This is a genomic window from Bacillus cereus group sp. RP43, from assembly GCF_040459645.1.
Classification (GTDB): domain Bacteria; phylum Bacillota; class Bacilli; order Bacillales; family Bacillaceae_G; genus Bacillus_A; species Bacillus_A mycoides_C.
In genome coordinates this window covers 3,439,273-3,454,747 of sequence record NZ_JARVHQ010000001.1, presented here as the reverse complement: position 1 = coordinate 3,454,747, position 15,475 = coordinate 3,439,273, and the positions used below count along the sequence as shown (strand labels likewise).

Below are 15,475 nucleotides of genomic sequence, written 5' to 3'. Positions count from 1 at the left end.
GACTAATTAATTGAATTAAGAGTTTGTTAGTTTAATAGGGAAAATTTTATTGAAAAGGGAGGCAAGTTAACACGGGACAAGCATATACATAACGTGTTAAAAAAATATGAAAAAAGTTATTTCTAATGTGTTAGCAGTGACAGTCGCACTTCAAGTAGTGATGGCTCCGGCAACTTCATTTGCAGCTGAAAAGGAATTCCCAGACGTTCCGAAAGATCATTGGTCGTATAAAGCAATTACTAATTTAACGTCAAAAGAAATTATTGCAGGATATGATAATGGTAAGTTTGGATTCGGGGATGTTGTAAATCGTGAGCAAGTAGCCGCATTAATATATCGTGCATTAAAACCAGAAGCAAAAAGCGAATATAAAAATCCATACTCTGATCTTAGCGAAGGGACAACAATGTTCCAAAAAGAAATTTTAGCTTTAACAGATATGGGGATTTTCGTAGGTGATGGTAAAGGAACATTTAGACCGAAAGAATCTTTAACTCGTGCTGAAATGGCTGTAATTTTACAGAAAGCCTTTAAACTAAAAGTAATAGCTGATCATACATTTAATGATGTTCCGAAAAAGCATTGGGCAAATGATGCGATTAGTGCATTAGAGTCTAACGGCGTTGCTGCAGGTAATGGAGCAGGTGCATTTAATCCAAATAGTGTTTTAACACGTGAAGAATATGCACAATTTTTATTTAATGCCATGGCATCATATATCGATTTAGATGTAACATTACCTTCTAATGTAACAGCTCAAGAGATTGATAATTATATTAAAAGATATCATCCCGATAGTCCGCTTGTTGGAGTTGGACAAGACTTTATTAAAGCGCAAAACGAGTATGGCGTGAACTCTTTATATTTAGCAGCACATGCAATCTTAGAGTCTGGATACGGGAAATCAGAAATTGCATATCGCAAACATAATTTATTTGGACTACGAGCGTATGATTGGGACCCATTCGCACATGCAAAATATTTACCATCTTATGGATTAAGTATTTCATACAATGCTGATTATGTGAGAAAGAATTACTTAGAACAAGGTGCTAAGTATTTCAAAGGTTACACATTACCTGCGATGAATGTAATGTATTCAACTGATAAAGAATGGGCTGGCAAAATTGCTAATATTATGGAGCGTATTAAGCCTTTCAATAACAAAGATTATCAAAATGTAAAACGATTACCGAAAAACCCTAATACATTAAATGTAGAGGCATTAGGCGAAACAATTCCATATAAAGATTATGCAAAAGATGCGAAAGCTACTGTTCAAACTGTAGGATCTTACTATCAAGTTCCATTCCCGTTTAACAATCCAATTAAGAGTGTACCAAACGTTACACAAAATGAAGTTGGAAAATTAGAAAATGGTACAAAAGTAAATGTATATCGTGAAGATCCAAATGGCTGGGTAGAATTCTCACTTGAAAATGCTCAAGAAAAATATTGGACATTGAAGAAGAACTTAAAATTATAAAGTGGAAAGGTGTTTTCATATATGAAAACACCTTTTTTATTTATATTCAACATGTAATATTTGTAGATTCATTATGATGTTCTTTCTTATATTTTTACCAATAATTTAACAGTTTCATATATAATTAAAGGTAATAAAGATTGAATTTTCTGTGTTTAACCTTAGGTATTAACTTAATTTGAAAAGAGGAGAGAGATATGCAAGGAGAAATACCAACAGAGAAAAATTTAGGTTATGTCGGTAAATTATTATTGCCAGTTAAAGTGTCACCACACTTTAAGTTTTTATGGATTGGGCAATTACTTTCGACTTTAGGTAGTTCGATAACGATGGTTATTCTGCCAGTCGTTGTGTATTCATTAACTGGTTCAACAGTTGTAATGGGAATGACTATGGCAATGTACATGCTTCCTAATATTCTAGCGTTACCGTTTGCTGGATTAGTCGTGGATCGAATTGACCGGGTGAAATTGATGTTATTTACAGATATAATCCGCTGCATATTAATGCTATTACTTGCAACACTTATATTTATGGATTTGTTAACGATTACGCTATTATATGTACTCGTGGCATTATATGGACTTATGGAAGGGATATTTCAGCCGGCGTATTCAGCTGTAAGAGCAAAAGTATTTGTACCGGAAATTCGAAATGCAGCTAATGCATTAACGCAAATGAGTAATCAAGGTATACGACTAATTGGACCGGCTCTTGGAGGATTGATCGTTTCAGTTGCATCTGCTGGAATAGGGTTTGGACTGGATGCAGTAACGTATTTGCTATCATTTTTATGTTTATTATTTTTAAGAGAAATAAAGTTTAATAAAGTACAGAAGTTTGAAAGAAATAAAGTCGATTACAAAAAAGATTTTATGGAAGGGATTCTTGTTCTAAAAAGTCATCCATGGCTGTGGATTACCATTCTAGTCTTTTCTTTCGTTAATATTTGTTATGCTGGCGTAATCGTTGTATTGATTCCATGGTTGTTTAATGTTCATCATCATTTTGAAGCTTACGTATATGGATTGGGGATGGCTTCTTCTGGTGCTGGAGCTGTAATCGCAGCACTAATTTTTGGTGGGAGGCAGCAGTGGCAAAAGAGAGGATTACTTGCGTATGGTGGTGTTTTAATAAGTGGAATGGCGCTATTAATTATGCCTTTCGTTTCTTGGGCACCTGCCTTAATTGGATTAATGGCAATTGAAGGATTCGGTATTATGATATTTGGGCTCATTTGGGAAACAAGTTTACAAGAGCTTGTACCAGAAGAAGCATTTGGGAGAGTGGCAAGTCTTGATATGTTAGGTTCATTTGCTTTATTGCCATTAGGGTATGTGGTTGTAGGCTGGTTAGCTACTGTAATAGGTGGAAAGATAACAATTATAATGCTAGCTATTTTAGTAATCATAACAATTGGAATGGCATTGTCTGTACCAAGTATTCGGCGGTTCGATTGATTATGTAGGCTAAAAGGGGGATGTGGTATATGAATATAGAAAACCTACATGATTTACTAGTACATGAGTTGGGATGTAAATACGTTTTGGGAGAAAAGGTATTTGAAGCAAGGAATTTCACGGTGTATATTGCTACTCCTATAGAAAATAAAATGACATATAATCGATTCATCTTAATTAAGCATTTGTCTAATGAAGAGCCTTCCGTACATATTTGGGACAAAAAAATCTGTGTAGCCGCTACAAAAATAGATATTGCAAAAGAAGTGACAGAAGCAATTCAATCTGGTTTTGTAAATGAAGAGTAAGCCCTAATCAAATTAGGGCTTACTCTTCATTAAACACAAATGTTTGCTTCATTTTTTTACCCTCATTTACTGGATGGCCGTTGTAAGAGAAATTCTTTTCTTCCCAAGTAATGACGACTTTAAAATTATGGCTATTAAAGTCTAATGGGAACACCATGTAATCAAAGCTTGTATGACTTTTTGAAACGTTGTTATTTAATGTAGTAGGACTAAAAGTTGTTTTAGATGTAGGTGTGTTATCAAGTATTTCTACGGATACATTTGATACATCATTACCAATATTTTTTAAGAGTAAACTATACGTATCATATACACCTTGTTTTGGCTGCACTGCTTGCTTGTTTGAGTTATGAGATTTGTCAATTTCGATATACCACTGTTTAGACTTTGACGCAATTGGTAGTGATTGAAATGTGTATGCACTAGCTTGCATTGGTAGTGCTAAGCATATAAGCGTAAAGAGAGTTATTATTTTGCGTTTCATTTTTTGAGAGCTCCCATTCTTTAATGGATTTATTTGTTATTATTTGGACTTTTTAAGATAATATACCTTATATTTTAATGATTGGAGTCATGTATGTCAGCTTACGGATTGTACATGAAAAGTGGGGGGGATAAAGCTAATCTTTCTTAATTTATTTGAAAGATTAGCTTTTTTGTTGAAAAACAATATTTCAAAAGGAAAATGAACTTTTTTTAAAAGTAGAAGGCAATAAATAGATGATAAGTAGAGAGTGTGTTTTTTTGCAAAATAAAAGTACAGAGCAATATTAGTTTGACATGGAGCCTCTACAAGCATGACCCACACGCCAAGAACGAGGCAATGATGAATGTTTGAAGCTGTATCATACTTGCCTCTCCATGTATGTGCTATTTTGTTGCAATACTATGTATTTTTATTTTGCATTCAACAGAGGAAGGGGAAAAAATTATTAGAAACGTTTCAACTCAACAACAGAATGTTAAAAAGTAAAGAGGATGTGTCAATGGATAAATACTATTAAAGTGATGATAAATAGTATTTATATAAAGGGGAATTAGAGAAAGAAGCTGTGTAGAGATTTTTCTGCACAGCTTTTTCGCATGCCCAACTAAGCTGGGAACGGCCAATTAGACATATTTAGTTGTTACGTATACGTTGTTCTGTATCAATATCAAAAAAATGTGCTTTTGTTAGACTAAAGGCTACTGAAAGCTTATCGCCAGCTTTCAGTTCTGATCGAGCGTTGATTCGTGCAACAAAACTTTGATTTGCAAGTTTTCCATGTAGCATAGTCTCAGCACCTAATAACTCAGCTACTTCAACTGTAATTTCGAAAGTCGAGTCAGGAAAAGATTGAAGGACAATTGGTTCATCGTGAATGTCTTCTGGGCGAATACCAAGTATAAGTGTTTTCTCACTATATCCCTTGTTCTGTAATTTTTTTAATTGTCCTTCAGGTACCTTAAAACGAATGTTTTCTATATGAAAATAGTTATCTTTCAATGTTCCGATAAAAAAATTCATGGCTGGAGAACCAATGAATCCGCCAACAAAAACATTTTCAGGAGTATCATATACTTCTTTTGGGGTACCAACTTGTTGAATGATACCATCTTTCATAACAACAAGGCGTGATGCCATTGTCATTGCTTCTGTTTGGTCATGTGTTACATATATAGTAGTTGTGTTTAAACGGCGGTGAAGTTTAGAAATTTCTGAACGCATACTTACACGTAATTTAGCATCTAAATTGGATAGAGGCTCGTCCATTAAAAACACTTTTGCGTCACGAACGATAGCTCTTCCTAATGCAACACGCTGCCGCTGCCCACCTGACAATGCCTTTGGTTTTCGTTTTAAATAATCTTCCAGTCCTAATATCTTTGCCGCCTCTGTTACACGACGATTGATTTCATCTTTTGGTAGTTTTCGCAGTTTTAAACCAAACGCCATATTATCATAAACAGACATATGTGGATATAGTGCGTAATTTTGAAATACCATAGCAATGTCACGATCTTTTGGAGCGATATCATTCATAAGTTTTCCATCAATATAAAATGAGCCATCAGAAATGTCTTCTAAACCTGCAATCATACGTAAGGTAGTTGATTTTCCACAACCAGAAGGACCAACAAATACAATAAACTCTTTATCTTGAATATGTAAATTGAAATCAGAAACAGCAGTTGTTTTATTGTCATACAATTTGAAAATATGATCTAATACGAGTTCGGCCATTATGAATCACCCCTATTTTTATAATTGATTGAATTATAAGTCTTTTTATTTGCAAGATGAATTGGCAAGTTGCACAAAAAATACTATTTTTTTTATGCAAAATTACGAGATGTTCAAAGAAAGAAAGGCCATATAAACAGCCACAGCACCTTCAAATGTTTTTATATTCAATCCTGTTTTTTCAATAAATTTATCAATTCGATACTGTAAGGTATTTCGATGCAAATATAATTGTTTGGCAGCAAGTGATACATTTAAATTACATTGGAAGAATACTTTAACACTCTCTATTAGTTCTTTATCACTGGAAACCTGTGCTAATAAATGGTGTGTATATTTTTCCCTTTTTTCTTTTGGTAATGAGATCATTAATTGGTAAGGAAGGAGTTGTTCAATGTATGTAATTTTCTTTGATAAATAGGGAGAAAGAAAAGAAAATAAATTTCGCTCCCATTGATACAGGTGAGAAATTTGATTTGTTTGGGTGTAGTGTCTGCCGACAAAAAAGGATAAGGATATAAAAAAATCTGTTTCTAGCGTATCAAGGGCTGTTTGCAATCTATATTCAGATATATTCTCTGCTAAGATGAGGACCCCAGTTTGTGAAGTTTCCCATATTGTAGGAGTATCAAAATCAAGTATCGACTGTAAAGCATTATGAAATTCTTCGCGTTCCACTATAGGATGCGTTGTGAAGAAGTGTAAAAAGCGCACGGATGTTACTTGAATATCTTTACTTTGATATAACGCTTCGTGCCAATACTTTTCTTTTTCTGTTTCAAAACATGTGTCAGTATAGAGGGGAGTTAAGAGGGAGGAAAGTAGTTGACACTCCCTTTGGTGTAAGCGAGATTTACGAATTCCCACTCTATTCCCGTCAATTAAAAACCAACTATAATCTTCAGAAAGTATTGCTTCATTAATTTTTATATCTTTATCGTAATATCTTTTTAATTGTTGAATCATATAAACACTCCTTATTTTTATATTATTTATTAATAACAAATTTTATAGAGGTAATGGATTAGAAAAATATTTCTACTTATGTTAGCGGCATATAAAATTAAATAGAATATAATTAATAATAAATTTAAAAAATTCAGAAAATATATTGCAGAGGAAAAAGTGATGGTGTTATACTTCATAACAACTGGTAATGACAACATCATGTCGTGATCGAATTGGTATATGTATAAATAATATATCAATGATAGTTTATTCCTTCAACTGGTAATGACATAAGTCTACTTAAATTGATAGAGAAGGGAGAGAAGAGCATTGTCTTTATAGATGAATAAAATTACGTTTGTAAACGTTTTATTAACAAGGTTCTCCAGATTTTTTGTAAAGTTGCTTTTATTAGTTTAATTTATCATCAGTGAGTTACAAGAAACGTAAGTAAAGATTTTGTTTTTTGTTATATAGATGAGTGTTTATAGAGGAGGGAATGGGATGAAAAAGTGGTTTGTTTTCTTTTTGTCAGCATTGCTATTGGCAGTAGTAGGATGTTCTAATAGTGGCGAAAAAGTTAACACGTCATCTAAAGAGGAAAAAGTAGAATTACGGTATGCACTTTGGGATAAGAAACAACTACCAGCAGTGGAGAAAGTGGTTCAACAGTTTAATGAAAAACATCCGAATATTAAAGTGAAAATAGAATTAACAGCGTATGGGCAGTATTTTCAGAAGCTTGAAACAGCAGCAACAGGAAATGCATTGCCAGATGTATTTTGGATGAATGGACCAAATGTCGTGAAATATGCTTCAGGAAAAGTATTGATGCCTTTGGATGATAAAGCGAAAAAGGATAAGTATAAACTAGATAATTATCCGAAATCTTTAGTTGATTTATATACAGTGGAGGATAAAACATATGGTATTCCAAAAGATTTTGATACAACGGCACTTTGGTACAACAAAAAATTATTTGATGAAGCTGGAATAGCTTATCCAGATGATTCATGGGATTGGGAGAAAATGAAAGAAGCAGCAAAGAAATTGACGAAAAAGGAGAAAGGTGTTTGGGGATTTGCAGCAGCAATGGGGAATCAAGGTGGCTATTATGATCTTATTTACCAAAACAAAGGGTATGTTCTTACTAAAGATAAAAAAACAGCTGGATTTAATAAATCAGAAGCAATTGACGCACTTAATTATAATATTAGTTTTATTAAAGAAGGATTATCACCAACATTTGCTCAAATGACAGAGACAACAGCATCTGATTTGTTTTTATCAGGTAAAGTAGCGATGATTTTTGATGGGCCATGGATGGTACCAGAATATAAGAAAAATCCTGATTTAAATATTGCTGTTATGCCAAAAGGGAAAGAAAGAGCTGTTATGATTCATGGTCTAGCAAATGTTATCTCAGCTAAAACAAAATATCCAGATGCAGCTTGGGAATTTGTGAAATATTTAGGTTCTAAAGAGGCCGCAGATGTGTTTGCAGAAACTGGAACAGTCATTCCAGCTTTTAATGGAACACAAGAAGCATGGGTTAAATCCGTTCCAAACTTGAATTTACAAGCATATATCACTGGAGTCGACTATTCTTACCCATTACCAAGTGTGAAAAATACAGGGGCTTTATGGGAGCAGGAAACCAAAATATTAAAAAGAGTATGGGGAGGAGAGGTGAATGTTGAAGAAGCAACAAAAGAATTAACAGAGAAAGCAAATGAAATTCTTTCTAAAAAATAAGGAGAGGGATCCTCTCCTTGCTTTAAATCAAAAATTATGGGAGGAGTGAAGAGATGGAGGATCTATCAATAAAGGTAGTGGATCAAAAACACACACATATACAAAAAAAATATAAAAAGAAAAAGAAATTAGATTATATATGGGCATATATCATGATTGCCCCAACTATGTTAGGGTTATTCATTTTTTATATGTGGCCAATTTTGCAAAATATTTATTTTAGTTTTACAGCGTGGGATGCGTTTGGTAGCTATGAATGGATTGGATTAGAAAACTATAAAAAGATGTTTACTGATGAAGATTTAGGAAAGGCATTTCAAAATACATTTATTTATATCGTACTTACTGTTCCAATTAGTATATTTTTATCCATCATATTAGCGGTACTATTAAACCAAAACATTAAAGGGAAATCCCTTTATAGAACATTATATTTTTTACCTGTTATTACAATGCCAGCTGCGATCGCGATGGTGTGGAAATGGCTCTATAATTCTGACTATGGGTTACTCAATTACATATTATCATGGTTTGGAATTGATGGTCCCAATTGGCTTACCAATCCTAGCATTGCCTTATATTCAATTATTATAGTTGCGATTTGGGGTGGAATAGGATATAACATGGTTATTTTTCTATCAGGTCTCCAAAACATCCCTAAAACATACTACGAAGCAGCAATTATGGATGGCGCCCGGCCGCTTACAATTTTCTTTAAGATTACATTGCCACTTTTAACACCAGTTATTTTCTTTGTAACGATTATGTCTTTAATTGGAGCATTTCAAGTATTCGATCTCATCTTTATGATGATTGGTAGAACAAGTAATGTAATTGAAAATACACAATCTATTGTTTATTTATTTTATCAAAATGCCTTTATTTTAAATGAAAAAGGATATTCTGCAGCCATAGCAGTTGTATTATTAATTATTATATTAATCATTACAGCGATTCAAATGATATTACAGAAAAAGTGGGTGCATTATGATGAATAAAAGAGTAGGTGGAGTCAATAAAAATACGATTATGATTCATGCAATGCTTATCATAGGTGCTTTATTAACCATTGGTCCTTTTATTTGGATGATATTAACGTCTCTAAAGACATATGCAGAATCCGTTCAAGTTCCACCAGTAATTATCCCGTCTCAATTTATGTGGAGTAACTATACGGAAATATTCAACTTATTACCATTTTTAAAATTTATGATGAACACTTTAATCGTTACAATAGCTAGAACGGTCGGTCAGTTATTTTTATGCTCATTAGCAGCTTATGCTTTTGCTAGAATACAATTTCCAGGTAGAAATATATTGTTTTTACTAACTCTTTCTGTCCTAATGGTTCCAGCTCAAGTATTTTTACTCCCGCAATATTTAATTATGGTAAAACTGGATTGGTTGAATACATTACAAGCAGTAATTGTACCTGGGTTATTTAGTGCATTCGGCACCTTTTTATTACGTCAGTTTTTTATGGGGATTCCAAAGGAACTAGAAGAAGCAGCAAGACTAGATGGCTGCAATCATTTCCAAATATATTGGCATGTTATGCTGCCTCTTGCAAAACCAGGTTTAATTGCGCTTGGTATATTTACAACACTTTGGTCTTGGAATGAATTAATGTGGCCGATGATTGTAAATAATTCACCAGATATGATGACATTGTCAGTTGGTTTATCTTCACTACAAGGACAATATGCAACAAACTATCCGGTGCTAATGGCAGGATCATTTTTAGCGATTTTACCAATGTTGTTATTGTTTATATTTTTACAAAAACAATTTATTGAAGGAATCACAATTACAGGTGGAAAATAAGAATATTAGAATAGGAGAGGATATTTATGATTACAGCGGCCTTAATTGGGGCAGGAAGTCGTGGGATGTACGCTTATGCTTCTTACGCGTTAGAACATCCAACAGAGATAACTTTTGTTGCAGTTGCAGAATTAGATAATGCAAAAAGACGAAAATTCTCTGAAATGCATAGCGTTTCGGAAAATATGCAATTTGAAACATGGGAAGAGTTATTAGCGAAAGAAAAGCTTTGTGATGTATTGCTTATTTGTTCGCCCGATCGGTTTCATTATAAACCTGTTATGCAAGCAATTGAGAAGGGATACAAAATTTTATTAGAAAAACCAATGTCACCAAGTCCTGTAGAGGCTTTGGAAATTGCGGAGGCTGCAACGAGATATAATGTGTTATTAACAGTATGTCACGTATTAAGGTATGCACCATTCTATCGGACTTTAAAAGAAATTGTTGATCAAAAGAAGATAGGGGAGATTGTTTCGATTCAATGGAATGAAAATGTCGGTCATTGGCATCAAGCACATAGCTTTGTAAGAGGGAATTGGCGTAATAAGTCTGAATCTAGTTCGATGATTTTACAAAAATGTTGTCATGATATGGATGTGCTACAATGGCTTATTGGTGCAGAATGTGAAAAGGTTTCATCTTTTGGAAGTTTGACTCATTTTAAATCCGAACATGCACCTAAGGGTTCGACGTTACGTTGTACAGATGGTTGTGAAGTTGAGGGAAGTTGCCAATATTCTGCTTTAAAGTGGTATTTACATGAGAGAGATGAATGGCCAGCGAATGTAGTTTCTATTGATACAAGCATTGAAAATAGACTGGAGGCACTAAAAAAAGGACCTTATGGGCGTTGCGTGTACCATTGTGACAATGATGTTGTGGATCATCAAGTTGTAAATTTGCTGTTTGATAATGATGTAACAGTTGCTTTTACAATGTCTGCATTTACGAAAGAGTGTTGCCGTACGTTTAAAATTATGGGCACACATGGTGAAATTCATGGTCATGATGTACTAAATGAATTGAAGGTCAAATATTTTTCTGGTGAGGTTGAAACGGTTTATCCAGATACAATTGAAGGTGGACATATGGGAGCAGATAATGCAATTATGACTGATTTTATCGAAAAAGTAAAAAGCAATAAAACTGAAAGTTTAACGTCAGCAATGACTTCGGCAAATAGTCATTTGATTGCTTTTGCCGCTGAAAGATCAAGAATAACGGGTGAAACGGTATCTCTTAAGCAATATGTGACAGGGTTAAAAGAAGTGATGAATCCAGCGAAGTGAGAAGAGTGCATATAAAGGGACAAATTAAACATACAATTGAAATGAATTTTAACCGATGGAATAAGCTTATCTTCCTATGTGAGAAAGTGATGGTAATTCCTATTTTCATTCGATATAATAGCCATAAACTGGTTATAACAACTTTATAGATGAGGGAGTAAAACATGATTGTAAAAGATAATCGAACACCATTATATTATCAATTAATGGATATTATTGTAGAGCAAATTGAAACTGGGAATTTACAAGAACATGATAAGCTTCCATCAGAACGGGAGTTATGTGAGATTCATGATGTAAGTAGAACAACAGTGAGACAGACGATGCAGGAATTAGAAAAAGAAGGATATATTTATAAAAAACATGGTAAAGGTAGTTTTGTCTCACCTCGTGTATTTAATCAAAGTCTTGTTCGCTTTTATAGTTTCACAGAAGAAATGAAAAAGTTTGGAAAAGTTCCGTCATCAACCGTTGTATCATTTTCCATTATTCATTGCGATAAAAAAATAGCGAAAATTATGAATCTTGATTTTGAAGAAGAGGTGTATCAAATTACTAGACTAAGGTTAGCTGATAAAGAACCAATGCTATTTGAGACATCTTATATTCCTGTAAAGTTCTTTCCATATTTAACGAAGAAAGAGTTAGAAGAAACACCAATGTACGAGATTTTCCGTACAAAATATCAAGTCCATATCACGCGCGCGGTGGAAAGTTTCAAAGCGATTGCAGCAGAAAAAGAGCATGCAACATGGCTACAAGTTGAAAAGAATGAACCATCTTTATCACTAGAACGGATTGCATATGCGAAAGAAAATATAATCGAATACACACAGACAATTGCAAGAGGAGATAAATTTACTTACACAGTTGAATTACAATAAGTATAATTATACTTATTGTAATTCAACTGGTAATGATGACGTGATAAGATGTGAACTAATATTAAGGGGGGTCTCAAATGTTATTACATGCAAATGATGAAGTAAGAGAAACATATGGAGCATGTTTTACAGCGAAAGAGATTGCACAGCAGCCAGATCTTTGGGAACAAGTATATTCGAATGTTCAAAGTAATCATCATGAAATTACAGCGTTTTTTTCCCATATTTCAAGAAGGCATGAGCAAGTACGAATTATTTTTACTGGGGCTGGAACATCAGCTTTTGTTGGAGATACACTCGTTCCATATATAAAAAGAATAGTAGATGTAAAGAAAATGCAGATTGAAAGCATTCCAACAACAAATATCGTTTCAAGTCCTTATTATTATTTACAACCAAATATCCCAACAATTTTAGTATCGTTTGCTCGCTCTGGTAATAGTCCAGAAAGTGTAGCGGCAGTGGAGCTAGCAGAACAAATGATTCATTCCGTTTACCATATTATTTTAACTTGTAATGAAGAAGGGAATTTAGCGAAACAATTTCAACATAAAGAGAATGCTTTCGTAATGTATATGCCAAAGGAGGCAAATGATCGAGGGTTTGCGATGACAGGCAGTTTTACCTCTATGATGTTAACAGCACTTTTATTATGTAACTATAATGAAATCCCTCTTTTACAATCTAGCATTACGGATATTGTTCAGCTAGGAAAGAAGGTAATCGAAAAGCAAGAACGGGAAATGAAGCAAATTGCAGAAAAAGAATTTCATAAAATTGTATTTTTAGGATCAGGCGTATTCGAAGGCCTTTCTAGGGAGGCTGCACTAAAATTTTTAGAGTTAACGGCTGGCCGCATTCCCGTTATGTTTGACACGCCGCTTGGGTTTAGACATGGCCCAAAATCAATTTTAGATGAAGATACAGCTGTTGTATTGTTTTTATCTAATGATGAGTATACAAAAAAGTATGATATTGATTTATTACGAGAAATTTATCAGGAGAAAGATAGAAACGATATTATTGTCATTGCGCATCAAGATAGCCAGGAAGCAAGGCAGTATTGCAATACATTTTTATGCAATGACGGAAACGATTTGAAGGATGATGTATATATAACGTTTATTTATATATTATATGGTCAAATTTTAGCATTATATAAATCTATTGCATTAGGCATTACTCCAGATAATCCTTGCCCGAGCGGAAGTGTAAATCGTGTCGTTCAAGGTGTAACCGTACATCCTTATAAAGGAAAGGAATAGAAATGTATGAATTATTACGTCAAAGCATCAATGTATTTACTCGAAGAGGGGGTACGTGAAAGTGGATATTTACATATTGTAAATGGCTACTTTCTAAAACATGTTGAAGAAATAGTAGACGGAGCAATGGTAATGGATTTTGAAGGGAGTATTATTGCTCCGGGATTTGTTGATACACATATTCATGGTTTAGCGGGACACGATGTAATGGATTGTACATATGAATCGTTAAACAATATTTCTATTCAGTTATTGGAAAATGGTATTACGAGTTTTTTGCCTACAACAATAACTGATTCTTTAGAAAATACGACAAAGGCTTTACAAAATATAGCTCATGCAAAAAGAAAGGGAGTTGCAGGAGCAACTATTATTGGAGCTTTTCTGGAAGGGCCTTGTTTTACTGAAGCCTATAAAGGTGCGCAAAATCCAAAATATTTTATTAACCCAACGATTGAGTTGCTAGAAGAGTGGATTGCTGAATCAGAAGGAACAGTTAGAAAAATTGCAATGGCACCAGAAAGAGAAGGTGCCATCGCCTTTATACAGCAAGCGGTAAAAAATAATATTCGCGTGGCAATTGGTCATACAGATGCGAACTATGAAGTATGCCAGGAAGCAATTCGAGCAGGAGCGACAATCTTTGTGCACACGTTTAATGGAATGAAGGGGTTACATCATCGTGAACCTGGCGTTGTTGGAGCAGTACTTTCTACTGAGGGCGTGTATGGTGAAATCATTCCAGATGGACATCATGTCCATCCAAGTGTAGTGAATATTTTATATAAATGTAAAGGGTATGATAAAACTTGTTTAGTTAGTGACTGTATGCGAGCAGGCTTATTAGGGGATGGCACATATAATTTAGGGGAATTTGTTGTCCATGTAAAAGAAGGAATTGCCCGAACAGAGGCGGGATCTTTAGCTGGAAGCACGCTTCGATTTATTGATGGTGTGAAGAATATGGAGAAATGGACAAATGCATCGTTATGGGAAAGTGTCCATATGGGTTCGCTAATTCCGGCTAAAAGTATTGGAGTTGACAATGAAATTGGAAGTATTGCACCAGGGAAAAGAGCTGATTTTCTTGTATTAACAGAGGATTTAAACCTTATAGGGACAGTTGTCGGGGGAGAAATGAAATATAAAAAGAAAAAAGAAAGGATTTGAGAATATGCTTGTTTCAACTCAATTTATACTGAGAAATGCACAAGAACATGGCTATGCGGTTCCTGCTTTTAATATTCATAATTTAGAAACTTTAAAAGCGGTAATTGAAACCGCAGTAGAACTTAGGTCACCTGTTATTATTGCTGCTACACCAGGTACGATAAAATATATGGGAAAAGAATATCTTTTGTATATGATTGAAGCAGCAAGGAAGCGATATGATATACCAATCAGCCTACATTTGGATCATCATGAAGATATAAAAGATATTAAAAATTGTATCGATTTAGGAGTTCGTTCTATTATGATCGATGCATCACATCATCCGTTTGAGGTGAATATTCAGATTGTTCAGGAAGTTGTAGTGTATGCAAAACAATATGGAGCAACAGTAGAAGCTGAGTTAGGACAATTATCAGGAATAGAAGAAGATATAATAGTAGAAAACTCAATTTATACAGATCCTTATCAAGCGAAAGAATTTGTAGAACGTACCAACATTGATTCACTGGCAGTTGCAATTGGGACGGCACATGGGCTATATAAAGGGGAACCAAAATTAGATTTACAAAGATTAACAAATATTCGGAAGCAAGTTGATATTCCGCTTGTACTACATGGAGCATCTGGATTATCGGACAGACTAGTCCAAGAAACAATTCGCTTAGGAATTTGTAAAGTGAATATCGCAACAGAATTAAAAATTGCATTTGTAACAGCATTACGTCATTATTTACATACTCATCCAGAAGAAAATGACCCGCGTAAATATTTTTCAGATGCAATTCTGGCGATGAAACAGGTTGTTGCGGATAAAATAAAGATGTGCAAAAGTTTGAATCGTGTGTAAGGGGATATT

General features: G+C 34.1%; 14 protein-coding genes. 11 read left to right on the top strand and 3 right to left on the bottom strand.

Going from position 1 to position 15,475, the window contains the following annotated elements; translation table 11 throughout:
- Positions 1-106: 106 nt before the first annotated feature.
- The 3 genes from QCI75_RS18005 to QCI75_RS17995 all read left to right on the top strand — a co-directional run bounded on the left by QCI75_RS18005 (position 107) and on the right by QCI75_RS17995 (position 3,254).
- A complete protein-coding gene (locus tag QCI75_RS18005; RefSeq protein WP_353760946.1) occupies positions 107-1,486 on the top strand; it encodes an S-layer homology domain-containing protein in 1,380 nt (459 codons plus the stop codon).
- 197 nt (positions 1,487-1,683) lie between these two features.
- Positions 1,684-2,946, top strand: a complete 1,263-nt coding sequence (locus QCI75_RS18000) for an MFS transporter (protein ID WP_144505879.1) — start codon at positions 1,684-1,686, stop codon at positions 2,944-2,946.
- A gap of 29 nt (positions 2,947-2,975) precedes the next feature.
- Positions 2,976-3,254, top strand: coding sequence for a hypothetical protein (locus QCI75_RS17995; protein ID WP_144505880.1), 279 nt, complete (start codon positions 2,976-2,978; stop codon positions 3,252-3,254).
- Positions 3,255-3,273: 19 nt separating this feature from the next.
- On the opposite strand, the gene QCI75_RS17990 is transcribed toward QCI75_RS17995, so the two are convergent.
- The 3 genes from QCI75_RS17990 to QCI75_RS17980 form a co-directional block, all read right to left on the bottom strand.
- Positions 3,274-3,738, bottom strand: a complete 465-nt coding sequence (locus QCI75_RS17990) for a hypothetical protein (RefSeq protein ID WP_144505881.1) — start codon at positions 3,736-3,738, stop codon at positions 3,274-3,276.
- A 636-nt stretch (positions 3,739-4,374) separates the two neighbouring features.
- Entirely contained in the window at positions 4,375-5,478 is a 1,104-nt protein-coding gene (locus QCI75_RS17985) for an ABC transporter ATP-binding protein (protein ID WP_353760945.1), read from the bottom strand.
- Between the two features lie 102 nt (positions 5,479-5,580).
- On the bottom strand, positions 5,581-6,444 hold the full coding sequence (locus QCI75_RS17980; RefSeq protein ID WP_002012198.1) for a PucR family transcriptional regulator: 864 nt from the start codon (positions 6,442-6,444) through the stop codon (positions 5,581-5,583).
- A 486-nt stretch (positions 6,445-6,930) separates the two neighbouring features.
- Here QCI75_RS17980 and QCI75_RS17975 point away from each other — a divergent pair, with 486 nt between their 5' ends.
- The 8 genes from QCI75_RS17975 to QCI75_RS17940 all read left to right on the top strand — a co-directional run bounded on the left by QCI75_RS17975 (position 6,931) and on the right by QCI75_RS17940 (position 15,466).
- Entirely contained in the window at positions 6,931-8,181 is a 1,251-nt protein-coding gene (locus QCI75_RS17975) for an ABC transporter substrate-binding protein (protein ID WP_353760944.1), read from the top strand.
- 53 nt (positions 8,182-8,234) lie between these two features.
- Complete coding sequence (locus QCI75_RS17970) at positions 8,235-9,179, top strand: carbohydrate ABC transporter permease (RefSeq protein ID WP_144505884.1); 945 nt, start codon at positions 8,235-8,237, stop codon at positions 9,177-9,179.
- On the top strand, positions 9,172-10,005 hold the full coding sequence (locus QCI75_RS17965; protein ID WP_144505892.1) for a carbohydrate ABC transporter permease: 834 nt from the start codon (positions 9,172-9,174) through the stop codon (positions 10,003-10,005). Before QCI75_RS17970 ends, QCI75_RS17965 begins: the two co-directional genes overlap by 8 nt.
- A gap of 26 nt (positions 10,006-10,031) precedes the next feature.
- Positions 10,032-11,297, top strand: a complete 1,266-nt coding sequence (locus tag QCI75_RS17960) for a Gfo/Idh/MocA family protein (protein ID WP_002012193.1) — start codon at positions 10,032-10,034, stop codon at positions 11,295-11,297.
- Positions 11,298-11,461: 164 nt separating this feature from the next.
- Entirely contained in the window at positions 11,462-12,181 is a 720-nt protein-coding gene (locus tag QCI75_RS17955) for a GntR family transcriptional regulator (RefSeq protein ID WP_002012191.1), read from the top strand.
- A 77-nt stretch (positions 12,182-12,258) separates the two neighbouring features.
- Positions 12,259-13,446 (top strand): SIS domain-containing protein, encoded by a 1,188-nt coding sequence (locus QCI75_RS17950; protein ID WP_353760943.1) that lies wholly within the window; start codon positions 12,259-12,261, stop codon positions 13,444-13,446.
- A 6-nt stretch (positions 13,447-13,452) separates the two neighbouring features.
- Positions 13,453-14,616, top strand: coding sequence for an N-acetylglucosamine-6-phosphate deacetylase (nagA, locus tag QCI75_RS17945; protein WP_353760942.1), 1,164 nt, complete (start codon positions 13,453-13,455; stop codon positions 14,614-14,616).
- 4 nt (positions 14,617-14,620) lie between these two features.
- Complete coding sequence (locus tag QCI75_RS17940; RefSeq protein WP_353760941.1) at positions 14,621-15,466, top strand: tagatose-bisphosphate aldolase subunit GatY; 846 nt, start codon at positions 14,621-14,623, stop codon at positions 15,464-15,466.
- The last annotated feature ends 9 nt before the right edge of the window (positions 15,467-15,475 follow it).